The sequence below is a fragment of the Klebsiella michiganensis genome (genome assembly GCA_000963575.1).
In the GTDB taxonomy this organism is placed as follows: Bacteria; Pseudomonadota; Gammaproteobacteria; order Enterobacterales; family Enterobacteriaceae; genus Cedecea; species Cedecea michiganensis_A.
The window spans coordinates 1,444,769-1,467,067 of sequence record CP011077.1; the positions used below are offsets into that span (position 1 = coordinate 1,444,769).

Annotated in this window: 23 protein-coding genes; 16 read left to right on the forward strand and 7 right to left on the reverse strand. The window is 55.3% G+C overall.

The window, feature by feature from the left end:
• Positions 1-32 precede the first annotated feature (32 nt).
• Positions 33-2,033, reverse strand: a complete 2,001-nt coding sequence (mnmC, locus tag VW41_06860; protein AJZ88769.1) for an FAD-dependent oxidoreductase — start codon at positions 2,031-2,033, stop codon at positions 33-35.
• A gap of 158 nt (positions 2,034-2,191) precedes the next feature.
• On the opposite strand from mnmC, the gene VW41_06865 reads away from it, so the two are divergent.
• Both VW41_06865 and VW41_06870 read left to right on the forward strand, forming a co-directional pair.
• On the forward strand, positions 2,192-3,409 hold the full coding sequence (locus tag VW41_06865; protein AJZ88770.1) for a 3-oxoacyl-ACP synthase: 1,218 nt from the start codon (positions 2,192-2,194) through the stop codon (positions 3,407-3,409).
• Positions 3,410-3,633: 224 nt separating this feature from the next.
• Positions 3,634-4,815 (forward strand): membrane protein, encoded by a 1,182-nt coding sequence (locus VW41_06870; protein AJZ88771.1) that lies wholly within the window; start codon positions 3,634-3,636, stop codon positions 4,813-4,815.
• Between the two features lie 163 nt (positions 4,816-4,978).
• On the opposite strand, the gene VW41_06875 is transcribed toward VW41_06870, so the two are convergent.
• The 3 genes from VW41_06875 to VW41_06885 are packed head-to-tail and all read right to left on the reverse strand — an operon-like array spanning position 4,979 to position 7,467.
• Entirely contained in the window at positions 4,979-5,419 is a 441-nt protein-coding gene (locus tag VW41_06875; GenBank protein AJZ88772.1) for a GCN5 family acetyltransferase, read from the reverse strand.
• Between the two features lie 18 nt (positions 5,420-5,437).
• Positions 5,438-6,250, reverse strand: coding sequence for a sugar phosphatase (locus VW41_06880; protein ID AJZ88773.1), 813 nt, complete (start codon positions 6,248-6,250; stop codon positions 5,438-5,440).
• Between the two features lie 11 nt (positions 6,251-6,261).
• Positions 6,262-7,467: a membrane protein gene (locus VW41_06885; protein AJZ88774.1), complete on the reverse strand. Its 1,206-nt coding sequence runs from the start codon at positions 7,465-7,467 to the stop codon at positions 6,262-6,264.
• Positions 7,468-7,577: 110 nt separating this feature from the next.
• On the opposite strand from VW41_06885, the gene VW41_06890 reads away from it, so the two are divergent.
• Entirely contained in the window at positions 7,578-8,132 is a 555-nt protein-coding gene (locus VW41_06890; GenBank protein ID AJZ88775.1) for a DeoR faimly transcriptional regulator, read from the forward strand.
• 229 nt (positions 8,133-8,361) lie between these two features.
• Here the strand turns inward: VW41_06890 and VW41_06895 are convergent, their stop codons facing one another.
• Positions 8,362-10,044 (reverse strand): transporter, encoded by a 1,683-nt coding sequence (locus tag VW41_06895; protein AJZ91885.1) that lies wholly within the window; start codon positions 10,042-10,044, stop codon positions 8,362-8,364.
• A 296-nt stretch (positions 10,045-10,340) separates the two neighbouring features.
• On the opposite strand from VW41_06895, the gene VW41_06900 reads away from it, so the two are divergent.
• A complete protein-coding gene (locus VW41_06900; GenBank protein ID AJZ88776.1) occupies positions 10,341-10,730 on the forward strand; it encodes a membrane protein in 390 nt (129 codons plus the stop codon).
• A 187-nt stretch (positions 10,731-10,917) separates the two neighbouring features.
• Here the strand turns inward: VW41_06900 and VW41_06905 are convergent, their stop codons facing one another.
• Complete coding sequence (locus VW41_06905; GenBank protein ID AJZ88777.1) at positions 10,918-11,190, reverse strand: glutaredoxin; 273 nt, start codon at positions 11,188-11,190, stop codon at positions 10,918-10,920.
• Between the two features lie 175 nt (positions 11,191-11,365).
• Here VW41_06905 and VW41_06910 point away from each other — a divergent pair, with 175 nt between their 5' ends.
• From VW41_06910 to VW41_06940, 7 genes are all read left to right on the forward strand, one after another.
• Positions 11,366-11,665 (forward strand): hypothetical protein, encoded by a 300-nt coding sequence (locus VW41_06910; GenBank protein AJZ88778.1) that lies wholly within the window; start codon positions 11,366-11,368, stop codon positions 11,663-11,665.
• Positions 11,649-12,371, forward strand: coding sequence for a nitroreductase A (locus VW41_06915; GenBank protein AJZ88779.1), 723 nt, complete (start codon positions 11,649-11,651; stop codon positions 12,369-12,371). Before VW41_06910 ends, VW41_06915 begins: the two co-directional genes overlap by 17 nt.
• 139 nt (positions 12,372-12,510) lie before the next feature.
• Complete coding sequence (locus VW41_06920; GenBank protein AJZ88780.1) at positions 12,511-13,344, forward strand: purine nucleoside phosphorylase; 834 nt, start codon at positions 12,511-12,513, stop codon at positions 13,342-13,344.
• Between the two features lie 28 nt (positions 13,345-13,372).
• Complete coding sequence (locus VW41_06925; protein AJZ88781.1) at positions 13,373-14,629, forward strand: nucleoside permease; 1,257 nt, start codon at positions 13,373-13,375, stop codon at positions 14,627-14,629.
• 65 nt (positions 14,630-14,694) lie between these two features.
• Complete coding sequence (locus tag VW41_06930; GenBank protein ID AJZ88782.1) at positions 14,695-15,600, forward strand: transcriptional regulator; 906 nt, start codon at positions 14,695-14,697, stop codon at positions 15,598-15,600.
• Positions 15,601-15,675: 75 nt separating this feature from the next.
• Positions 15,676-16,578 carry a ribosomal protein S6 modification protein gene (locus VW41_06935; protein ID AJZ88783.1) on the forward strand — a complete coding sequence of 301 codons (903 nt, stop codon included), beginning with the start codon at positions 15,676-15,678 and terminating at the stop codon, positions 16,576-16,578.
• 92 nt (positions 16,579-16,670) lie between these two features.
• Positions 16,671-17,150, forward strand: a complete 480-nt coding sequence (locus tag VW41_06940; GenBank protein ID AJZ88784.1) for a hypothetical protein — start codon at positions 16,671-16,673, stop codon at positions 17,148-17,150.
• 72 nt (positions 17,151-17,222) lie between these two features.
• Here VW41_06940 and VW41_06945 read toward each other — a convergent pair whose 3' ends face one another.
• Positions 17,223-17,477 carry a hypothetical protein gene (locus tag VW41_06945; GenBank protein ID AJZ88785.1) on the reverse strand — a complete coding sequence of 85 codons (255 nt, stop codon included), beginning with the start codon at positions 17,475-17,477 and terminating at the stop codon, positions 17,223-17,225.
• 57 nt (positions 17,478-17,534) lie between these two features.
• Here VW41_06945 and VW41_06950 point away from each other — a divergent pair, with 57 nt between their 5' ends.
• From VW41_06950 to VW41_06970, 5 genes are all read left to right on the forward strand, one after another.
• Positions 17,535-18,647, forward strand: a complete 1,113-nt coding sequence (locus tag VW41_06950; protein ID AJZ88786.1) for a spermidine/putrescine ABC transporter substrate-binding protein — start codon at positions 17,535-17,537, stop codon at positions 18,645-18,647.
• 141 nt (positions 18,648-18,788) lie between these two features.
• Positions 18,789-19,922, forward strand: coding sequence for a putrescine transporter ATP-binding subunit (gene potG, locus VW41_06955; GenBank protein ID AJZ88787.1), 1,134 nt, complete (start codon positions 18,789-18,791; stop codon positions 19,920-19,922).
• 9 nt (positions 19,923-19,931) lie between these two features.
• On the forward strand, positions 19,932-20,894 hold the full coding sequence (locus VW41_06960; protein AJZ88788.1) for a spermidine/putrescine ABC transporter permease: 963 nt from the start codon (positions 19,932-19,934) through the stop codon (positions 20,892-20,894).
• On the forward strand, positions 20,891-21,736 hold the full coding sequence (locus tag VW41_06965) for a spermidine/putrescine ABC transporter permease (protein AJZ88789.1): 846 nt from the start codon (positions 20,891-20,893) through the stop codon (positions 21,734-21,736). Before VW41_06960 ends, VW41_06965 begins: the two co-directional genes overlap by 4 nt.
• Before the next feature lie 75 nt (positions 21,737-21,811).
• Entirely contained in the window at positions 21,812-22,285 is a 474-nt protein-coding gene (locus VW41_06970; protein AJZ88790.1) for a membrane protein, read from the forward strand.
• Positions 22,286-22,299 lie beyond the last annotated feature (14 nt).

The following is a 22,299-nucleotide window of genomic DNA, read 5'->3' on the forward strand; positions in this document are numbered from 1 at the left end:
CCTGCGGGGAGAAGGTCAGAGCGAGGGGAACATCACTTCACCGCTTTTCCTTTCAATAACTTTCTGACCCAAAGCCGGTTCGGGTTCAGCGCCGCGAGCGTGACGGCATCCAGCGGAATAGGTTCTTCACTCATTTGCGCCGCCAGAATCTCCGAGGCCAGCGGCGCGCTGCACAGCCCACGAGATCCTAATGCACCCAGGATATAAAGATTGGCGTAAACCGGTGCCGGCTGTGCATTCTCACGGTCCTCAGCCAGCCCGGCATATTGCTCAAGGGTGGCTTCATAATCCGGAACGCTGCCTACCATCGGTAAATGATCGCGCGAAGCACAGCGCACGCCGCAGCGGGCTTCGTTCGCGGACACATCCACTTCTTTTGCCCATTCGGCATTCGGCAGACAGTCGAGCAGGCGCTGGCGATTGTGCCGCTGATCCTCTTCGTTCCAGGTCATTTCATCCCGGCCACGATGATAGCTGGCACCAATGCAATGCTGTTGGTTTTGCGGGTTGACCGGCGTCAGATAGCCGTCGTAGCACAGTACCTGGCGGAGTTGGCTCAATCCCGGCGTGGTTGGAATATGGCTGACCTGGCCGCCCACAGAATAAACCGGCAGGTTTTGCGTTTGTGTAAACCGGCTGACTTGATGGCCGTTGGCCAGCACGACAGCGGCGTGATGAGCGGCGTCCTGCTGAGCAAAATCTATTTTCCAGCCGCTATTCTCAGCCGCTAGGCCGGTCACCCGATGCCCATACTGAATCCTCAGGCCTTGCCGTTCAGCCAGCGCAAGGGCGCCGGCGGTAAGCTGTGCCGGATAGAGCCAGCCGCCCAGCGGATAGCTAATGCCACTGCACTGCGTTGCCACACCGCAGGTTTCCGCCACGGTTTCAGCATCGACGGCATGCGCCAGCAAGTCTGGCAGGCCGAGGCCGAGCATTTGTTCGATTTTATGGGCGCTTTTTTCATCCCAGGCGAGCTGGGTTACGCCGCACCAGGCATGATCAAAGGTGACCGGAAGGGTATCGTACAGGCGACGCGCGAAGGTGAACGCCGCGGGGAAAAAGGTGGTTAACGCGGCATCATGCGCGGTAAGAAGCGGGTAAAGAGCGCCCTGTCGATTGCCGGATGCGCCCTGGGCAGGGGCGGCATCTTCACAATACAGGGTGACTTTCCAGCCACGACGCAGTAGCGCCAGAGCGAGCAGTGAACTGGCAATGCCGCCGCCAACAATTGCGGTTTCCCGTTCACTTGTGCCGGGGCGAGCGTACCAGGGCGTGCGGACAGGGATGTCTACGGGCTGTTGCAAAGACCCGACGAGCATTTCACGTTTGCGGCCAAACCCTTTGCTGCGTGTCACGGTGAAGCCTGCTTCAATCAGCCCACGGCGTACGAAGCCTGCGGAGGTAAAGGTCGCCAGCGTGCCGCCGGGGCGAGCCATACGAACCATGGCCTGAAAGAGCTGCGGCGTCCACATATCCGGGTTTTTAGAGGGCGCGAAGCCGTCCAGGAACCAGGCATCCACCTGCTGATTAAGGGTGTCATCTAACTGAGATATCAGCTCGTTAATATCGCCAAACCACAAGTCAAGCGTGATGCGTCCGCTGTCCAGCAGCAGGCGGTGGCAGCCGGGAACCGGCAGCGGCCATTGTTGCTGGAGCTCGGTGGCAAACCGGCTTAGCTCCGGCCAGTGTTTATGGGCCAGCGCCAGGTCGGTTGAGGTGAGGGGGAATTTTTCAAAACTGATAAAATGCAGCCGTTTTAGGCTGGCATCCCCATATTTCACACAAAATTCATCGAACGCCTGCCATAAAGTCAAAAAGTTAAGGCCGGTGCCAAATCCACTTTCCGCCACGACAAAAAGCGGTCTTTCGTGGGTTGCAAAGCGTTCAGGGAGATGGTTTCCGCCGAGGAATACATAACGCGTCTCCTCCAGCCCGTTATCGTTAGAGAAGTAAACGTCGTCAAAATCTCGGGATACAGGTGTACCTTCTTCATTAAAACCGAGGTTGGCGGATTGTATAGGGGAATGTTTCACGTAAGTTGCTCGTCTGACAGGCAGTGGCTCGATCATAACGGTGCGAGCGGAGCGGCGCAAATTTCCGCACAATTTGGCTGATCGGACTTGTTCGGCTTACAACTGTACGCTATTGTGCGACACGAAATCCTACATAGTGCAGTGAACGAGGTATTTGAATGAAACGTGCAGTGATTACTGGCCTGGGCATTGTTTCCAGCATTGGTAATAACCAACAGGAAGTCCTGGCATCTCTGCGAGAAGGACGCTCCGGGATCACTTTCTCGGAAGAGTTTAAAGAAGCGGGAATGCGCAGCCACATCTGGGGTAACGTCAAGCTGGATACCACTGGTTTGATTGACCGTAAAGTGGTTCGTTTCATGAACGATGCCTCTATCTATGCCTATCTTTCCATGCAGGAAGCTATTGCGGATGCTGGATTGAGCGAAGAAGTTTACCAGAACAACCCGCGCGTTGGTCTGATTGCCGGCTCCGGTGGCTCTTCTAAAGCACAGGTCTTTGGCGCTGACGCCATGCGTAGTCCGCGCGGCCTGAAAGCCGTGGGTCCTTACGTAGTAACCAAAGCTATGGGCTCTGCGGTTTCTGCTTGCCTGGCAACGCCGTTCAAAATTCACGGCGTGAACTACTCCATCAGCTCCGCCTGTGCAACTTCCGCCCACTGTATCGGTAACGCGGTAGAGCAGATTCAGCTTGGTAAACAAGACATCGTCTTTGCCGGCGGCGGCGAAGAGCTGGGCTGGGAAATGGCCTGCGAGTTCGATGCGATGGGCGCGCTGTCCACCAAGTACAACGAAACGCCGGAAAAAGCCTCCCGTACCTATGACGCACACCGCGACGGCTTCGTCATCGCTGGCGGCGGCGGTATGGTTGTGGTTGAAGAACTGGAGCATGCGCTGGCTCGCGGCGCACACATCTACGCTGAGATCGTTGGCTACGGCGCAACGTCCGACGGCGCAGACATGGTTGCCCCATCAGGCGAAGGCGCGGTGCGCTGCATGAAGATGGCGATGCACGGCGTCGATACCCCAATCGACTACCTGAACTCCCACGGGACTTCTACCCCGGTAGGCGACGTGAAAGAACTGGGTGCGATTCGCGAAGTCTTCGCTGACCACAGCCCGGCGATTTCCGCAACTAAAGCAATGACCGGCCACTCTCTGGGTGCGGCAGGCGTACAGGAAGCAATCTATTCCCTGCTGATGCTGGAACACGGTTTCATCGCGCCAAGTATCAATGTGGAAGCGCTGGACGAGCAGGCCGCTGGCCTGAATATCGTCACTAAGCCAACCGAGGCGACGCTGACCACCGTGATGTCCAACAGCTTCGGCTTCGGCGGTACTAACGCCACGCTGGTAATGCGTAAGCTTAGCGCTTAATTACCAGGGTTGATTCAGAATGGGGTGCCTGCAGGTGCCCCATTTTTTTGCCCATTGTTCAGCATTGACAGCCGGTTAACCGAAAGGCACTATGCAATCCCCTCCATTATCATTTTGATAATGCGTAAGCGTTTAACGTTAACCAACGCACCCTGTCATCTGAACACTCAGAGGAAAGGGCGCGGTTAACCTGCGCCTTGCTCTGAATTTATGGAGTAAGCAGTATGTCTGCAGTACCTGATTCCACTCTTAAAACGTCGAAATCGGCAAATACGTCGCTTTTCAGGATAACCTTTGCGGTCTTTCTTACCTATATGACCGTTGGCCTGCCGCTGCCCGTTATCCCGCTTTTTGTTCACCAGCAGCTGGGCTACGGCAACATGATGGTTGGCGTGGCGGTGGGCATTCAGTTTCTTGCCACCGTATTGACCCGTGGTTACGCCGGTCGACTCGCAGATCAAATGGGTGCTAAACGCTCCGTCCTGCAGGGGATGTTTGCCTGCGGTCTGGCGGGTGCTGCCTACCTGCTTGCCGCGCTGCTGCCGGTAGAGCCCGCGGTGAAATTTGGTTTGCTGATTGTCGGGCGGCTGATCCTTGGCTTTGGTGAAAGTCAGTTGTTGACCGGAAACCTGACCTGGGGATTGGGGCTGGTTGGCCCGGGTCGCTCGGGCAAGGTGATGTCCTGGAACGGAATGGCGATTTACGGCGCGCTGGCCGCCGGCGCGCCGCTTGGTCTGATGCTGAACAGTCAGTGGGGGTTCGTGGCGCTGGGCGTGACAACTATTGCTCTGCCGCTGATTGGGCTGCTGTTTAACGGCACCGTGAAGTCTGTTCCGGCCCACAAAGGCGAACGCCCTTCGCTACTTACCGTTATCGGGCTCATCTGGCAGCCGGGTCTGGGGCTGGCACTGCAGGGCGTTGGTTTTGCCGTTATCGGCACCTTTGTTTCACTCTATTTTGCTGCAAACGGCTGGGCCCATGCGGGCTTCACTTTAACGGCTTTTGGCGGCGCGTTTGTGCTGGTGCGCGTGCTGTTCGGCTGGATGCCCGATCGCTACGGGGGAGTGCGCGTGGCGCTGTTTTCGCTTGCGGTTGAAACCGTGGGCTTGCTGCTGCTATGGCACGCACCTGGAGCCTGGACCGCGCTGCTGGGTGCGGCGCTGACCGGCTGCGGCTGTTCGCTGATCTTCCCGGCGTTGGGCGTTGAAGTGGTTAAACGTGTTCCGCCTCAGGTGCGTGGTACGGCGCTGGGCGGGTATGCTGCTTTCCAGGATATTTCATATGGCGTCACCGGGCCGCTGACCGGGATTCTGGCAACATCCATGGGCTATTCGTCGGTATTTATGGCTGGAGCAATTTCTGCGGTGCTGGGGATTGCCGTGACGCTGGTGGCGTTCAGGAAGTAGTAGCCCTATCATCGCCAAAATATCCACGATTATGCTGAATGGGCTAAGGTCCCGTTCCCCTTGCGTGCATCTTCATATGTAGCTGCCGCACCGGTGAAGGTGCCAGGGGACATTAGGCCATGCCCCTGGCAACTCCCGGCCCTCTTCCGGAGGGAGGGGTAAACTACCGGCTCAGCTTCAAATGCAGCAAAGGAAAAGGATTCCCTTCACCGTCAAGTTCTGACCGCCCGGTTTGCGTAAATCCCATGTGCAGGTAGAAACCTACGCCCTGCGGGTTCTGCTCGTTCACGTCCACCTCATCGACCTGCAAATGCTCAATGGCGTACTGCAGAAGCTGCTTGCCCACGCCGGTGCCGCGGCTTTCAGGCGAAACAAACAGCATTTCAATCCGGTTTTCGTGGCAGCCGATAAAACCCAGTGGCTCACCGCTTTCGCCGGATGCCAGCCGCATTGGGATCTGCGGCATGTAGAGTTCGCGTACCTGGGGTTTCAATGCCCTGATATTTTCCTCAGGTAAAAAATCATGCGTGGCGCGAACGGACGCCTCCCAGATCTCCGCCAGCGCATCAAAATCCGACGGGGTTGCTTTTCTTATCGTTAACATTCTTGTTCTCAGAGGTCGTTAGTTAAACGGCGCTTCTTTCTTCAGGATCTTGTCGATCACATCCAGCACGCCTTGTTGATTGCAGTGTCCGGCCTGGTAGCTGGCAATGCGTTTGATTTTGTCCGGCGCGTTGGCCATTGCAAATCCGTATCGGGCCTGGGTCAGCATCTCGATGTCGTTGCCGCCGTCGCCAAAGGTCACGACTTCGCTGTCTTTGATGCCCCATTTTTCCTGCAGGATCCGCAGGCCGTTAGCCTTATGAATACCCGGAATAATCAGGTCGATAGAGCCGTGCCCGCTGGTTACCGGCACCATAATACCTTCCAGCTCTGCGCCCAGGGCGTCCATGGTGTCATCGAGCTGGCTGTCCGGCAGGTTCAGGGCAAATTTGAAGAACACGTCGTCAAGGCCGGAGAAATTTTCCACGTGTTCAAGGCGGTGATAGAACTTCGCTGCCAGCGCTTTAAAATCGTCGTCATAGCCGGTGAGGGTATAACCGTTACGCTTGCCGCAGGCGATGATCTCCACATGCGGCAGCGTCAGCAGATGATCGACCACCGTGTTGAACTCTTGCCTGGTCAGCTCGCCGTTGAACAGGTCTTCGCCTTCGCTAACTACCCAGCCGCCGTTATCGGCCACGAAAGAGATCTCGTGGGCAATCTCCGGGAAGAAGGAGATAAGCTGGAAATACTGGTTCCCGCTGGCGACCACAAAGCGGATGCCCTGTTCTTTCATCTGCTGATATTGCGCAGTAAAGCGTTCACGGTTGTAGGTTTTTTCGTCATTAAGAAAAGTGCCGTCCATGTCTACTGCAATCAGTTTGATGCTCATTGAACTCTCCATTATTCAGTTTCTAAAGTCTGCCGGGAAGGCTGCGCGGGTTTAGCCACGGCGCGGGCAACCAGCGCCGCAATCACCATCAACGTGAGTACCACCAGCATCGCCTGGCGCAGCCCATAATGCTCGCCGAGGAAGCCCAGCAGCGGCGGCCCCACTAAAAAGGCGACATAGCCTGAAGCTGCAACGACGCTGACGCGGCTGGCTGGATCGGGGCCTGTATCGCCCGCCGCAGAAATGGTCAGTGGGAAACCTAAAGAGGTGCCCAGGCCCCACAGAATAACTGACACGCCCGCAAGGAAAGCGTTGTCGACAAACACAATGGTGCCGATGCCTATAATGCCCATGATCGCACAGGCGCGGACCACAATAACGCGGCTGTAACGGTCAATAAACCAGCCGCCGGTGAAGCGCCCGACCGTCATGCCGAGGGTGAAACCAACGTAGATAAGCGACCCGGAGGTCGGGCTAAAGCCGTGCCCGTCCACCATCAGTAGCGGCAGCCAGTCGTTGGCTGAGCCTTCGGCGAAGGCCATCGCCAGTACGACAAAACCAATCAGCAGCAGCTGAATATCTTTATAAAATGGGCGGTGCGGCTCGTGGGCTTCGGCTTTTTCCGGGTTATCTTTGCCCACGCCGTGGGGCACGGCGATAAGCGCGATAGCAATCGGTGCGATGGTCAGCAGACCAATCAGCAGCAGGTGCCCCCAGGAAACGACGTTCCACGCGGTCAGGCTCAGGCCAATCCCGGCACCCACCAGCGTGCCCAGGCTAAAGAAGCCGTGCATCATCGGCAGCACCGTTTTCTTCATCAGGCTCTCGATAATGGCTCCTTCCACGTTCATGGCCACCTCTGATGAGCCCATGCCGCTGCCGAGCAGCGCCAGGCCCAGGGCAAACAGCACCGGGGAAGCAAGGTACAGCGCGAAGCTCATCACCAGCATCCCGGCGACCATCAGCGTCATGCCGCTGCGAATAATGGTGCGGGTGCCAAAGCGTTTCACCAGCCAGCCGGAACAGAGAATACCCCCCATCGATCCTATCGACAGGCCAAATAATACGATACCCATCCCGGCAGTAGAAACGCTGAGCGTATCGCGGATTGCGGGGGTGCGTGTGGCCCAGGATGCCATCACCAGACCCGGGAGGAAGAAGAAGGTGAACAGAGCCCAGGTGCGGAGCTGTAAGGCTTTTCTCTGTGAGACAGACATGAACAAAAAACCATAAAAGAGAAACAGGGGTGCAGACTAGCAAGCTTGTGTACATTTGTACACATCCCGGTATAGACTCTTTGTCATACTCTAAATTCAGGTAGGTAATGATGAGCAAAGCCCCGCGCCGGAATGACCCCGAACGCCGCTCGCGTATTTTGCAGGCGACGCTGGATATGGTGGTAAAGCACGGTATAAGCGATATCACACACCGCAAAATTGCCGCTGAGGCTGGCGTTTCGCTGGGGTCGATGACCAACTATTTTGCCGGCATTGAGTCGCTGCTTTGCGAAGCCTTTACCCTGTTTGCCCATCAAATGTCGGACAGCTACCGGGAGCGTATGCAGCAGGCCACCAATCGCGATGAGGCCTGCGAAGCGATTGTCGATATGATTTGCGGCGGCTGCGTGGCTACGCCTTACAACATGCAGGTGATGTACCAGCTTTATGCTTATGCCAGCTGTAATCCGCAGCTGAAAGACATTATGCAAGAGTGGATGATCCGCAGCCAGCAGGCGCTGGAGCCGTTTTTCGACCCGCTGACTGCCCGGGCGCTGGACGCTTTTCTGGAAGGTATGACGCTACACTACGTCACCGATCGCGAGCCGATGAGCCGGGATGATATGCGGGTGATGGTGCGCAGGATTGTGGGGGCGGGGGAATAGTTTTTCAGGCGGAGTGCGGCATAAAACGAACGAAGAATCTGCTAATGCATTGTTATTTATCCCCTAAAAAATAAAAACCCATCAACCTTGAACCGAAAACGGCGGGGTTGATGGGCTCCACAAATTGGGGACATCAAAGAAAAGCAGTGGCACTAATTCAGACTGATGCCCCGAAAGAAAGTTCGCTCAGGTATAAAAAAAAAGTATTTTTCTTTGTCTGCGGTTGCGATCACAAACCTGGCCATATCACGACAATTAGCGTCCCGGCCAGCGTTAACAACACGTTAGCGATAGCATAGGTGCCGGCGTACCCCAGCGCAGGAATGTTGCTGCGGGCGGTGTCGCTGATGATCTCCATCGCAGGTGCGCAGGTTCGTGCCCCCATCATCGCCCCGAACAGCAGCGCGCGGTTCATACGCAGAACATAGGCGCCGAATAGGAAGCAGATAATCACCGGCACCAGGCTCACGATAAGGCCGGAAATGAGCATCTGGCCGCCCACTGCGCCGAGGCCGTTGCTGATGCCGCTGCCGGCGCTCAGGCCCACCCCCGCCATAAACACCATCAGGCCAAATTCTTTCACCATGTTCAGCGCGCCCTGCGGAATGTAGCCAAAGGTTGGGTGGTTGGCACGCAGGAAGCCAAGCATGATGCCCGCGAACAGCAGGCCGGCAGCGTTACCGATGCCGAAGCTGAACGAGCTGAACTGGAAGGTGACCATACCCACCATCAGGCCAATAACAAAGAAGGCACAGAAGGCCAGCAGGTCGGTTATCTGGCTGTGGATGGAGATGAAGCCGATGCGCTCGGCAACGGTTTTGACGCGTCTGGCATCGCCGCTGACCTGCAGAACATCGCCTTTGTTTAGCACGATGTTGTCATCAATAGGCATTTCAATCTGGCTACGGATCACGCGGTTCAGGAAGCAGCCGTGGTCGGTGAGCTTGAGCTGGGCCAGACGACGGCCCACGGCATTGTGGTTTTTCACCACAATTTCTTCGGTGACGATACGCATGTCCAGCAGATCGCGGTCGAAAACCTCTTTGCCGTTTCTGAAGCTTGGGTCAAGGCGGGCATGGGAGTCCGGGTAACCCACCAGGGAGATTTCATCCCCCATTTGCAGGACGGCGTCCCCGTCCGGGTTAGCCAGAATACCGTTGCGGCGAATACGTTCGATGTAGCAGCCGGTTTGGCGATAAATACCCAGTTCGCGCAGGTTTTTACCGTCAGCCCAGGCCACCAGCTCCGGTCCGACGCGGTAAGCGCGGATCACCGGGAGGTAAACTTTACGGCTCGCGTCGGTATCCAGGCCGCGCTCACGGGCAATTTGCTGGGCGCTGGTCTGCAGATCCTGATGCTGCAGCTTCGGCAAATAACGCGCTCCCACGATCAGGCTGACCAGGCCAATCAGATAGGTCAGGGCATAGCCCAGGCTCAGGTTATCCAGCGAAGTCGCGAGCTGCGCCGCGGGGATGCTTGAGTGACGCAGGGTATCGCCCGCACCAACCAGAACGGGGGTGGAGGTCATCGCGCCGGCGAGCATACCAGCTGTCAGGCCAATATCCCAGCCGAAGAGTTTGCCCAGCCCCAATGCAATCAGCAGCGCGCTGCCGACCATTACCAGGGCCAGCATCAGATAATTTTTGCCATCGCGGAAGAAAATAGAAAAAAAGTTTGGCCCGGCTTCGACGCCAACGCAGAAAATGAACAGCATAAAACCAAGATTTAGCGCGTCGGTATTGATCGAGAAATGCTGTTGGCCGAGTAATAAAGAGACCACTAAAACACCAATGGAATTACCCAGTTGCACCGGACCGAGGCGTAATTTCCCCAGGCAGAGTCCGAGCGTTAGTACAACAAATAACAAAAGGATGTAATTCCCGTTTAACAAATCTGCGACGTTTATATTCACGAAGGCTAACTTCTTGTTTACCAGTAAGCTATTGAAAGAGATAGGGTTATGCGCTAATGTTTTGACGGTTCTGTCAGTGAGAACCGGCAACTCATCACGCATATAAATATCTCACGCACGACCGAGTTTCCGTCGCTAGTTTAATCTTTCTCAGTATCAGCGGCTAGTAAGAATATTGTGCTAAATGTGGCAATGCTTTATCGGCATGGATGGCCAGGCATTATCAAATCGGGTAAAGACGCTGCTGAAGTTTCCGGCAGGGTATTTTCGAGTAAAAGCAGATGTCAGGAGGTAAAATGCACAGACGCGCGCAAAGGTGGTTGGGAATTACCTGCTGCTTCGTGCTCTTTATTCTGGTTTTTCTTTCGCTGCGCCTGAACGTGATGGGGCGGTTTATTGCGAGCGGACATTATGAGCTTGGGCTTCTGTTTTTCCTCTTCCCGGGGGCAGCTGCCAGCTTTTTTTCCCACGGCGATAAAGTAGTCAAACCGTTGATCGGGGCTATGCTTGCGTCGCCGTTCTGCCTGTTGATTGCCCATCTGTTTTTTCCCGTAACGCGCTCTTTCTGGCAAGAAATGGCCTGGCTGCTCAGCGCTGTGTTCTGGTCATCCCTCGGTTCGCTGTGTTATCTGCTATTTATTATGTGCAAGAACCGGACTCGCCGGCATAAAAAAACCGACTCCTGAGAGTCGGTTTCAGACTGCTGACAAACCTCTGGCGATAGAAGAAATACCAGTCGGCTCGTTAAAATAAACAGGAAAATCAACTCGTTGATTTTCGGCTGATAACCACAAAGAGGGAAAAACCTCGCTTTTCCCTCTTTGTCAGCAAACTAGCCGACTCCTGAGAGTCGGTTTTCTGCGTGCTGAAGGCTTACTGCGCGGTCTGGAACAGGTTCAGGTGTTCTTTTGCGTAAGCTTCAAAATCCGTGCAGCCGCCAATGTGCTTCTGATCCAGGAAGATCTGCGGCACGGTTTCAACCGGTTTACCCACGGTTTTTTCCAGGTCAGCTTTAGTGATGCCTTCGGCGTGGATATCCACATAGCGGAAGTTGAAGTCATCACGCTCGGCGGTCAGTTTCTCAGCCAGTTCTTTAGCGCGAACACAATATGGGCAGCCAGGGCGTCCAAAAATTACTGCAAACATGCTCTCTCCTCAGTTTTTATGGCCGATACGAAACGGCGAATGCGCTTATAATGCCGACATCCGTCACATTTTTAAAGAAGGTCGTGCCTGTTAGTTTGATGCCCGTAGGCTATCTGCCCTGAGTGGCAGGGGCTCGGCCTCGATGATAGCTGGCCTAAACACCGGAGGCGATAATATGCGCGCGGTCGGATCGTTACCCAAATCAGTGGGTGTGCTGGAAGCGGTTGGTATAGGCTTTTTGGCGCTCGCCTTTCTCTCGCTACAGGGATACCTGACGCTGCCAGCACCTTTGGCCAGTGCAACGGCGGCCATAGTCATGGTATTTATTGGCCTTGGGCTGATGCTCCCGGCGGCAATTGTGATGGCGTGGAATATTGCCAGGCGCCTCGCGCCGCAGCTGACACAGCCTGATTCTGTTTCGCAACACTCTGATTTAAAAAAGCCAAAGGAAAATCGTGATGACGCCGACCATTGATCTGCTTCGTTCCCACCGTTCAATTCGTCATTTTACCGGCGAACCCATTACCGACGAGCAGCGCGAGGCCATTATTGCCAGCGCACAGGCGGCTTCTACTTCCAGTTTCCTCCAGTGCAGTTCAATCATTCGCGTTACGGATAAAGCGCTACGTGAGCAACTGGTGCCGCTGACCGGTGGGCAAAAGCATGTGGCAGAGGCGGCCGAGTTTTGGGTGTTCTGTGCCGACTTTAACCGCAACCTGCAAATCTGCCCGGACGCCCGGCCTGGACTGGCGGAACAGCTGCTGCTTGGCGCGGTAGATACCGCGATTCTGGCTCAAAATGCGTTTACCGCCGCAGAGTCTCTGGGGTTAGGTGGCGTTTATATTGGCGGCATCCGTAACAATATTGAAGCGGTGGGAGAACTGCTGGGCGTGCCAAAATACGTGCTGCCGCTGTTCGGGCTTTGCCTGGGCTGGCCTGCCGCCACACCGGATATCAAGCCGCGTATGCCTGCCGCGATGCTGGTGCATGAAAACCGCTATCAGCCGCTGAACAGGGCGCTGCTGGACGAATACGACGAGCAGCTGGCGCAGTATTATCTCAGCCGGGACAGCAATACCCGGCGTGATACCTGGAGCGACCACATCAGCCGCACCATTATTAAAGAAAGCCGGCCTTTCATTCTGGATTACCTGCACAAACAGGGCTGGGCGACCCGCTAATCAACAGGGGTCCGGACCATCACTGCTGGGATTGATACATTTTCAGTATTAATCGTTGCCTCAAACGGTATTGGTTTCATCCGTCGGTGAGTCGTTATAACTGCTGAAGTTATAACGACTATCTGACAAGGAACCTCCTATGCCAACCGCTGTTTTTGATAACGCTCCTTTCTACGCCGCTGACATTATTCGCTCCAGAATTAACGGTCTGGTGCCACGCATCGCTTTTATTCTTGGCTCCGGGCTGGGGGAACTGGCGGAAAAAATCGACTCCCCGATAACTTTTTCATACGAAGAGCTGCCGGGGTTCCCGGTCAGCACCGTCCACGGCCATGCAGGCGAGCTGGTCGTCGGCACGCTGGCTGGCGTGCCGGTAGCCTGCATGAAAGGGCGAGGGCATTTTTATGAAGGGCGCGGGATGTCGGTAATGACCAGCGCAATTCGCACTTTTAAGCTACTGGGATGCGAAATTCTCTTCTCTACCAACGCCGCCGGTTCGCTGCGCCCTGAAGTGGAGCCAGGTAGCCTGGTGGCACTCAACGATCATATTAATACGATGCCGGGCACTCCGACCGTTGGGCCAAATGATGAGCGGTTTGGTGAGCGCTTTTTCTCGCTGGCAAACGCCTACGACGCTGACTACCGCGCTGTGCTACAGGAGGTTGCGCGCGAGCAGGGTTTCCCTCTGCACGAGGGGGTGTTTGTTTCCTATCCGGGGCCCAATTTCGAAACCGCAGCGGAAATTCGCATGATGCAAATCATTGGTGGTCACGTAGTGGGGATGTCAGTTGTGCCGGAGGTGATCAGCGCCCGCCATTGCGGCCTGAAGGTGGTTGCTGTCTCGGCAATTACCAACCTTGCAGAAGGGTTAGGCAGTATTCAGCTTTCCCACGAACAGACGCTGAAAGCGGCTGTGCTGTCGCGCCAGAACTTCATTAACCTGATTTGCGGCTTCCTCAGCAAACTGGCCTGATCCTCACTGACCAAGGCAGGGAAAACAGATGGCGATCAAACTCCGCTTAAAAATCATGCTGTTTTTGCAGTACTTTATCTGGGGGGCGTGGCTGGTCACGTTGGGATCTTACATGATCAATACGCTCGGCTTTAAAGGTGCAGATGTTGGCATGGTTTACAGCACCAAAGGGCTTACTGCGCTGCTGATGCCGGGGCTTATCGGCATTGTTGCCGATAAATGGCTTCCGGCCAATCGGGTGTACTCTCTCTGCCATTTGGTGGGGGCAGGGATGCTGGTCTGGGCGGCCAGTATTAACCAGCCGGGGCTGATGTTTTGGGCAATGCTGGGTAATGCGCTGGCCTTTATGCCGACCATCGCCCTGTCCAATACCGTTTCTTACGCCTGCCTGGAAAAAGCCGGTCTGGATACGGTGACTCATTTCCCGCCGGTGAGGGTGTTCGGTACCGTAGGCTTTATTGCGGCTATGTGGACCGTCAGCCTGATGCGTATCGAACTGAGTAGCATTCAGCTCTATATTGCCGCAGCGACGTCAGGCTTGCTGGCGCTGTATGCGCTTACGCTGCCGACCATTCCGGTGGTAAAACACCAGGCCGCGCGCAGTTGGGTGAGCCGCCTGGGACTGGACGCGTTTGTGCTGTTCAAAAAGCCACAGATGGCAGTTTTTTTCCTGTTCGCCATGCTGCTTGGTGCGGTCCTGCAAATCACCAACACTTTCGGCAACCCTTTCCTGCATGATTTCGCCCGCCAGCCGGAGTTTGCCGACAGTTTTGTGGTGCAGTACCCCTCGATTTTGCTGTCCGTCTCACAGATGTCTGAAGTGGTCTTTATTTTGACGATTCCCTTTTTCCTGCGCCGTTTCGGGATCAAGCAGGTCATGCTGATGAGCATGGTCGCCTGGGTGCTGCGTTTTGCGCTGTTTGCCTGGGGCGACCCCTCGGCTTTTGGCTTTGTGCTGCTGTTGCTGTCGATGGTGGTGTACGGCTGGGCCTTTGATTTCTTTAATATCTCAGGCTCCGTCTTTGTTGAGCAGGAGGTGGATTCACGCATTCGCGCCAGCGCCCAAGGGTTGTTTATGACCATGGTGAACGGAATTGGTGCGTATCTCGGCGCGATTGTCAGCGGCTACGTGGTGGATTATTTCACAGCCGATGGCGTCAAAGACTGGCCGACCATCTGGCTGGTGTTTGCTGGCTATGCGCTGGTGCTCGCTATCGTCTTCCACTTTAGCTTCCATTATCGCCACCGCCAGATAAGTGATTCTTCGGCATCGCTCGCACATTAAGGCTCCCGGCCTTACAGCTAGCGTAAGCGATGTTAATTTATGAGGCTTGCTACTCAGGGAGCCTCATGAATACATCTCAGCGTATCTATCGCACCGACCTTAAGCTGCTGCGTTATTTTCAGGCCGTAGCCGAGGAACTGCACTTTGGCCGGGCTGCCGCGCGGCTGAACATGTCGCAGCCTCCCCTGAGCTTCCATATTAAAGAGCTGGAGGCTCAACTGGGTACGGTTCTGTTTATTCGCCATTCCCGGCACGTAGCGCTGACCCATGCAGGCGTTGTCCTGCTGGAAGAGACAAAACAGCTGCTTAACAATGCCAGTCTTGCGCTGGCGAGAGTTGAACAAATTGGCCGCGGCGAAGGCGGGCGCATTCAGTTAGGGATTGTCGGGACTGCAATCTGGGGCGGGCTGCGGCTTGGGCTACAGCGGTTTATTGCTGACTATCCCGCTATTGACGTGACCTTTCGCGAAAAGTCCCCAGGGGATCAGCTCGCACTGCTTGAACGCCACGAGATTGATGCCGGGATCTGGCGGATGGAAACCTGCCCGCCTGGGGGCCTGCAGAGCGAAAAACTGCATGAGGCAACATTTATGGTGGCGCTGCCGGAGAGTCATCCGCTAGCCCGGCAGCAGACGGTGGACATTACCCAACTGCGCCATGAGCCGTTCGTGACGATGACCGCCATTCACTCTGACTGGACTTTCCTGCAGCGCGTTTGCCGCGAAGCCGGTTTTACCCCACGGGTTGTTCGTGAGGCGGTGGAGCCGCAAACCGTGCTGGCGTTGGTGAGTATCGGTTTCGGGCTAACTATTATTGCCGACAGCTACGCGCAAATGAACTGGCCTGGCGTGGTGTTTCGTCCTCCCTCCCGGCCGATTCCTGCCGATCTTTATGCCGTTTTTGATCCCGTGCATCTCACCTTGACCACAAAGCAATTAATTGAGGCACTTAAGAAGTCTCCCGCCGATTAGCCCATCGTTGAAAGGTGAGGGCAGTGGTATGATTAGCGGGCGGTTAATTTTGGTCTGGTTGCTCAGAGGTGCAGGTTGAAAATCGCTATTTTATCCCGGGATGGAACGCTCTATTCATGCAAGCGCCTGCGCGAGGCGGCGACGCGTCGCGGTCATCAGGTGGAGATCATCGATCCCCTTTCTTGCTATATGAACATTAATCCGGCCGCGCCTTCCGTGCACTACAAGGGGCGTCAACTGCCGCATTATGACGCGGTAATTCCGCGTATTGGCTCGGCTATCACTTTTTACGGCACGGCGGTGCTGCGCCAGTTTGAAATGCTGGGCAGCTACCCGCTCAATGAATCGGTGGCCATCACCCGCGCGCGGGACAAACTGCGTTCGTTACAGTTGCTGGCGAAGCAGGGGATTGATTTGCCGGTAACGGGGTTCGCCCACTCACCCGACGATACCAGTGACCTGATTGATATGGTGGGCGGTGCGCCGCTGGTGGTGAAGCTCGTGGAAGGCACGCAGGGCATTGGCGTGGTGCTGGCCGAAACGCGGCAGGCGGCGGAAAGCGTGATTGATGCGTTTCGCGGTCTGAATGCCCATATTTTAGTGCAGGAATACATCAAAGAAGCGAAGGGAAGGGATATTCGCTGCCTGGTGGTGGGTGACCAGGTTGTTGCCGCCATTGAGCGGCAGGCCAAACCCGGCGATTTCCGCTCAAACCTGCACCGGGGCGGCGTCGCGCACCAGGTGACCATTACCGATCTTGAGCGCGAGGTGGCGCTAAAAGCGGCCAGCACGCTGGGGCTGGATATCGCCGGGGTGGACATTTTACGCGCCGATCGTGGGCCGCTGGTGATGGAAGTGAACGCCTCGCCGGGGCTGGAAGGCATTGAAAACACAAGCGGTGTCGATATCGCCGGGCTGATGATCAAATGGATAGAGCAGCAGGCGCGCCCTGGGTACTGTCTTAAAACCGGCGGATAATCGCCAAATCGGCGCTTATGCATAGTATGACGTGTCATTTTTGCGTAAGATGGCACGTTAATTTTTGAACCGGTAATGAGGTTTTTGCGTTTATGGATTCACTCGTGGTCCCGACTCTGGACACTTTACGCCGCTGGCTGGATGAAATCGGCGTAACCTTTTTCGAGTGCGATACCTGTCAGGCATTGCATTTGCCCCATATGCAGAACTTCGATGGCGTATACGACGCGAAAATCGATCTTGTGGACAACATTATCCTGTTTTCTGCATTGGCCGAAGTTAAGCCGTCGGCGCTGTTGCCGCTGGCGTCCGATCTTTCCTCGATCAATGCCAGCTCGCTGACGGTGAAAGCTTTCCTCGACATACAGGATGATAACCTGCCCAAGCTGGTGGTATGTCAGTCGTTGTATGCCTCGGTGGGTATTACCCGCGAGCAGTTTGCCGCCTTCGTTCAGCAGAGCGAAGAGCAGGTTTCGATGGTGATCCTCGAAGCCTGTGCTAATCAGCTGCTGTTTGTGGCTGAAGAAGAAGAGCGCGACAGCACAATTATTCACACTCACTCTCTGCACTGATCCTTTCTTATTTTAACGCAGCGGCCACCAGCGCCGCCGCGTTCCGCATGTTTTTATTCTGTCATATTGCCGTCATAGCCAGACAAATCCCTGCCATAAGGCAATTATTTGCCGCCTGTATAGACGAAAGATGTCTGGAAAGTTGATAAAAGGCGTTTTTTCATCCGGGCTATAGTCGCCAACCCTGGCTACAGTTATTCTTGCGTGGCCGTAAAAACGAGCAACGTCTGCGTGAAGATTGCCCAAATTCTTTTTCTGCAGAATGAATAGAGATGCATGAATTTTGCATGCTAAAAACAGCGTGCGGCGAATGCGGATAAGCCACATTGCGTAAATTCGGCTCATTCGAGTCTGGTTTGGCCTTTATTCAGAAGGAATGAAATTATGCTCTACCTACGTAAAAAAGGGTTGTTGGGGATGGTTGCCGGTGCGCTGATGGTGGCCTCTGCCGCCAGCTCTGCCGCCGAACAAAAGACGCTGCACGTCTATAACTGGTCAGACTATATCGCCACGGATACCCTGGCAAACTTCACCAAAGAGACCGGCATCAAAGTGGTTTACGACGTGTTCGATTCCAACGAGGTGCTGGAAGGCAAACTGATGGCGGGCAGCACGGGTTATGACCTGGTGGTGCCGTCTTCGCAGTTCCTTGAGCGCCAGGCTCAGGCCGGTATTTTCGAGCCTCTGGATAAAAGCAAACTGCCGAATTACAAAAACCTCGACCCGGAAATGCTCAAGCTGGTGGCGCAAAACGACCACGATAATAAATACGGTATTCCGTACATGATGGTGACGACCGGCATTGGCTATAACGTTGAGAAGGTGAAAGCCGCGCTGGGCAAAGACGCCCCGGTGGACAGCTGGGATCTGATCTTCAAGCCAGAGAACCTTGAAAAACTGAAAAGCTGTGGCGTGTCGTTCCTGGACGCGCCTAGTGAAATTTACGCCACCGTGTTGCACTACCTGGGCAAAGATCCGAACAGCACCAACGCCGCAGACTACACCGGCGCGGCTAACGATTTGCTGATGAAGCTGCGTCCAAATATTCGTTACTTCCATTCATCCCAGTACATCAACGATCTCGCCAACGGTGATATTTGCGTGGCGATTGGCTGGTCCGGGGATATTCTGCAGGCAGCAAATCGCGCCAAAGAAGCTAAAAATGGCGTGAATGTTGCTTATTCCATTCCTAAGGAAGGCGCGATGGTCTACTTCGATATGTTTGCCCTGCCGGTAGACGCGAAGAACAAAGACGAAGCGTACCAGTTCCTTAACTACCTGATGAAGCCGGACGTTATCGCCAACATCAGTAATCATATTTACTACGCGAACGCCAATAAAGAAGCTACGCCGTTACTGAGCGAAGAAGTCCGCAGCAACCCGGGAATTTACCCGCCGGCGGATATTCGTGCCAAGTTGTTCACACAAACGGTGATGCCAGCGAAGATTGACCGGGTTATCACCCGCGCGTGGACTAAGGTTAAAACAGGCAAGTAGTCCTGTTACACCCTGCACCGGGCGGTTGCACCAGAGTTGTGCAATCGCCCCAGCCTGAACGGAAGCCCTTGTTTCCGGGAGGGCTAAAAGTACGGCAACCGGGCCGTATCTTCTTTTTGCTTTTGCCGGAGAGCAACAGAATTGAACGACGCAATCCCTCGCCCGCAGTCCAAAACACCCAAAGCGCTGACGCCGCTGCTGGAAATTCGTAACCTTACTAAATCGTTTGATGGCCAACATGCCGTGGATGACGTCAGCCTGACCATCTATAAAGGCGAAATTTTTGCTTTGCTGGGCGCCTCAGGCTGCGGCAAATCTACGCTGCTGCGTATGCTGGCGGGGTTTGAGCAGCCAAGCGCGGGGCAAATCATGCTTGATGGCGTCGATTTGTCTCATGTGCCGCCTTACCAGCGTCCGATCAATATGATGTTCCAGTCTTATGCGCTGTTCCCGCACATGACCGTGGAGCAGAACATCGCCTTTGGCCTGAAGCAGGACAAACTGCCGAAGTCGGAGATTACCAGCCGGGTTGCAGAAATGCTGACCCTGGTGCACATGCAGGAATTTGCAAAACGCAAACCTCACCAGCTTTCAGGCGGCCAGCGTCAGCGCGTGGCGCTAGCCCGTAGCCTGGCTAAGCGCCCCAAATTGCTGTTGCTTGACGAGCCTATGGGGGCGCTGGATAAAAAACTGCGCGACAGGATGCAGCTGGAAGTGGTGGACATTCTTGAACGCGTCGGCGTGACCTGCGTGATGGTGACCCATGACCAGGAAGAGGCGATGACCATGGCCGGGCGAATTGCGATCATGAATCGCGGTAAGTTCGTGCAAATCGGCGAGCCGGAAGAGATTTATGAGCACCCAACCACCCGCTATAGCGCGGAGTTTATCGGTTCGGTTAACGTCTTCGAAGGGGTATTAAAAGAGCGTCAGGACGACGGGCTGGTGATAGATAGTCCTGGACTAGTGCATCCGCTGAAGGTGGATCCTGACGCTTCCGTGGTAGATGGCGTGCCGGTTTTCGTCGCGCTGCGCCCGGAAAAGGTGATGCTTTGCGAAGAGCCGCCCGCCGATGGCTATAACTTTGCCGTCGGAGAAGTGGTGCATATCGCCTATCTCGGCGATCTCTCCATCTACCACGTTCGCCTGAAAAGTGGGCAGATGATCAGCGCCCAGCTGCAGAATGAGCACCGCTATCGTAAAGGGGCGCCCACCTGGGGGGATGAAGTTCGTCTGTGCTGGGATGCCGACAGCTGCGTGGTTCTGACGGTTTAAGGAGGCAAGATGACAACACTTTCTGAAGGCCCGGCAGAGACGGCCGTGCTTAAGCCCTCGGGCATGAAGCGTTTGCTCGCCCGTTTGCAGATGGCACACGGGCGCAAGCTGGCGATCGCGTTGCCATATCTGTGGCTGATCCTGCTGTTTATGCTGCCATTTCTCATCGTCTTTAAGATCAGCTTTTCGGAAATAGCCCGTGCGATCCCGCCATACAGCGATCTGGTGAGCTGGGCCGATGGGCAACTGTCGATCACCCTGAATCTGGCGAATTACTTCCAGCTGACGGACGATCCGCTCTATTTCGAGGCTTATCTACAGTCTTTGCAGGTGGCGGCGATTTCAACGCTGTGCTGCCTGGCGCTGGGCTATCCGCTCGCGTGGGCGGTAGCGCACAGTAAACCCTCCACGCGAAACATTCTGCTGCTGCTGGTGATCTTGCCGTCATGGACCTCGTTCCTGATCCGCGTGTATGCGTGGATGGGCATACTGAAAAACAACGGCATATTGAATAATGTGCTGCTTTGGCTCGGGGTTATCGACCAGCCGTTGACTATCCTGCATACCAATCTTGCGGTCTACATCGGGATTGTTTATGCCTATCTGCCGTTTATGGTGCTGCCGATTTATACCGCGCTGACGCGCATTGATTACTCACTGGTAGAGGCTTCGTTAGATCTCGGCGCCCGCCCGCTGAAAACTTTCTTTAGCGTGATTGTGCCGCTGACCAAAGGTGGGATTATCGCGGGTTCGATGCTGGTGTTTATTCCGGCAGTAGGGGAGTTTGTGATCCCGGAACTGCTTGGCGGACCGGACAGCATTATGATTGGTCGCGTCCTGTGGCAGGAATTCTTTAATAACCGCGACTGGCCGGTGGCCTCAGCCGTGGCAATTATCATGCTTTTGCTGCTGATTGTGCCGATCATGTGGTTCCATAAATACCAGAACAAAGCGGCGGAGGACCACGCATGAACAACTTACCGGTGGTGCGCTCTCCGTGGCGTCTTCTGATTCTGTTTATTGGTTTTACCTTCCTGTATGCGCCAATGCTGATGCTGGTCATCTACTCGTTTAACAGTTCTAAACTGGTAACGGTATGGGCCGGCTGGTCAACGCGCTGGTACGGCGAGCTGTTCAGGGATTCGGCGATGATGAACGCCGTTGGCCTGAGCCTGACCATCGCCGCGGCTGCCGCTACGATGGCGGTGATCCTCGGCACAATTGCCGCCGTGGTGATGGTGCGCTTTGGCCGTTTTCGTGGCTCAAACGGCTTTGCCTTTATGCTGACCGCGCCGCTGGTTATGCCGGATGTGATCACCGGGCTTTCTCTGTTGCTGCTGTTCGTGGCGCTGGCGCATGCAATAGGCTGGCCGAGCGACAGAGGGATGCTCACCATCTGGCTGGCGCATGTGACGTTCTGTACCGCTTATGTTGCCGTGGTGATTAGCTCACGCCTGCGGGAGCTGGACCGCTCCATTGAAGAAGCGGCGATGGATCTGGGGGCGACGCCGCTGAAAGTGTTCTTTGTGATCACCGTGCCGATGATCTCACCTGCCATTATCTCCGGCTGGCTGCTGGCGTTCACGCTTTCGCTTGACGATCTGGTTATCGCCAGCTTCGTATCCGGGCCGGGCGCCACTACGCTGCCGATGCTGGTGTTCTCGAATGTGCGCATGGGGGTTAACCCGGAAATTAACGCGCTGGCGTCGATTATTCTCGGCGTTGTGGGCGTTATCGGCTTGATTGCATGGTGGTTTATGGCTCGGGCAGAAAAGCAGCGGCTGCGCGATATCCAGAGTGCAAGACGTGGTTAAAACGCCTAAAATCTGCAATGATGTGCCTCCGGTGCCGCGCTTGTCGCGGCACCGTGACGTAAGGAACGCGAGGTTGTGGAAATTATCAGGAAACAGCGGTCATCTCATGCAAAATTAAACGTCCCCACGCTGGTGATGGTGGCGGCTATTGGCATCGTTACTACCCGATGTCTCGATTTGCTGCTGCTGTTTAATATGCTCGGGGTACGCGGGGTGATGGATTTTGTGCACCGCAGCGTGCAAACCTGGCCCCTGACGCTGGTTTTTCTCGGCAGTCTGCTGATGCTCTTCGTTGAACTTCGCTGTGCGTTCGTGATTATTAAAGGGCGCAACTGGGGGCGCTGGCTATTTTTGCTGACCCAAATTGTGTCCGTGGCCTGGTTGTCTCTGTCCTCCCTGGGCTGGGGATACCCTGAGTTATTCAGCGTTGCCGGGGGCAGTAAACGCGAGATCTTCCGGTCACTGTTTACCCAAAAGCTGCCCGACATCCTGGTGCTGTGTCTGCTGTTTGTCCCCGCCCGCAGCCGGCTTTTTTTCAGACTTCAGTAAGCGCAGAGTGCTAC

Bases quoted from the DNA above. Each gene is read 5' to 3' on its own strand.
- VW41_06865 (AJZ88770.1), top strand. From the start codon at position 2,192: ATGAAACGTGCAGTGATTACTGGCCTGGGCATTGTTTCCAGCATTGGT.
- VW41_06870 (AJZ88771.1), top strand. From the start codon at position 3,634: ATGTCTGCAGTACCTGATTCCACTCTTAAAACGTCGAAATCGGCAAAT.
- VW41_06875 (AJZ88772.1), bottom strand. From the start codon at position 5,419: ATGTTAACGATAAGAAAAGCAACCCCGTCGGATTTTGATGCGCTGGCG.
- VW41_06880 (AJZ88773.1), bottom strand. From the start codon at position 6,250: ATGAGCATCAAACTGATTGCAGTAGACATGGACGGCACTTTTCTTAAT.
- VW41_06885 (AJZ88774.1), bottom strand. From the start codon at position 7,467: ATGTCTGTCTCACAGAGAAAAGCCTTACAGCTCCGCACCTGGGCTCTG.
- VW41_06890 (AJZ88775.1), top strand. From the start codon at position 7,578: ATGAGCAAAGCCCCGCGCCGGAATGACCCCGAACGCCGCTCGCGTATT.
- VW41_06900 (AJZ88776.1), top strand. From the start codon at position 10,341: ATGCACAGACGCGCGCAAAGGTGGTTGGGAATTACCTGCTGCTTCGTG.
- VW41_06905 (AJZ88777.1), bottom strand. From the start codon at position 11,190: ATGTTTGCAGTAATTTTTGGACGCCCTGGCTGCCCATATTGTGTTCGC.
- VW41_06910 (AJZ88778.1), top strand. From the start codon at position 11,366: ATGCGCGCGGTCGGATCGTTACCCAAATCAGTGGGTGTGCTGGAAGCG.
- VW41_06915 (AJZ88779.1), top strand. From the start codon at position 11,649: ATGACGCCGACCATTGATCTGCTTCGTTCCCACCGTTCAATTCGTCAT.
- VW41_06920 (AJZ88780.1), top strand. From the start codon at position 12,511: ATGCCAACCGCTGTTTTTGATAACGCTCCTTTCTACGCCGCTGACATT.
- VW41_06925 (AJZ88781.1), top strand. From the start codon at position 13,373: ATGGCGATCAAACTCCGCTTAAAAATCATGCTGTTTTTGCAGTACTTT.
- VW41_06930 (AJZ88782.1), top strand. From the start codon at position 14,695: ATGAATACATCTCAGCGTATCTATCGCACCGACCTTAAGCTGCTGCGT.
- VW41_06940 (AJZ88784.1), top strand. From the start codon at position 16,671: ATGGATTCACTCGTGGTCCCGACTCTGGACACTTTACGCCGCTGGCTG.
- VW41_06945 (AJZ88785.1), bottom strand. From the start codon at position 17,477: ATGTGGCTTATCCGCATTCGCCGCACGCTGTTTTTAGCATGCAAAATT.
- VW41_06950 (AJZ88786.1), top strand. From the start codon at position 17,535: ATGCTCTACCTACGTAAAAAAGGGTTGTTGGGGATGGTTGCCGGTGCG.
- VW41_06960 (AJZ88788.1), top strand. From the start codon at position 19,932: ATGACAACACTTTCTGAAGGCCCGGCAGAGACGGCCGTGCTTAAGCCC.
- VW41_06965 (AJZ88789.1), top strand. From the start codon at position 20,891: ATGAACAACTTACCGGTGGTGCGCTCTCCGTGGCGTCTTCTGATTCTG.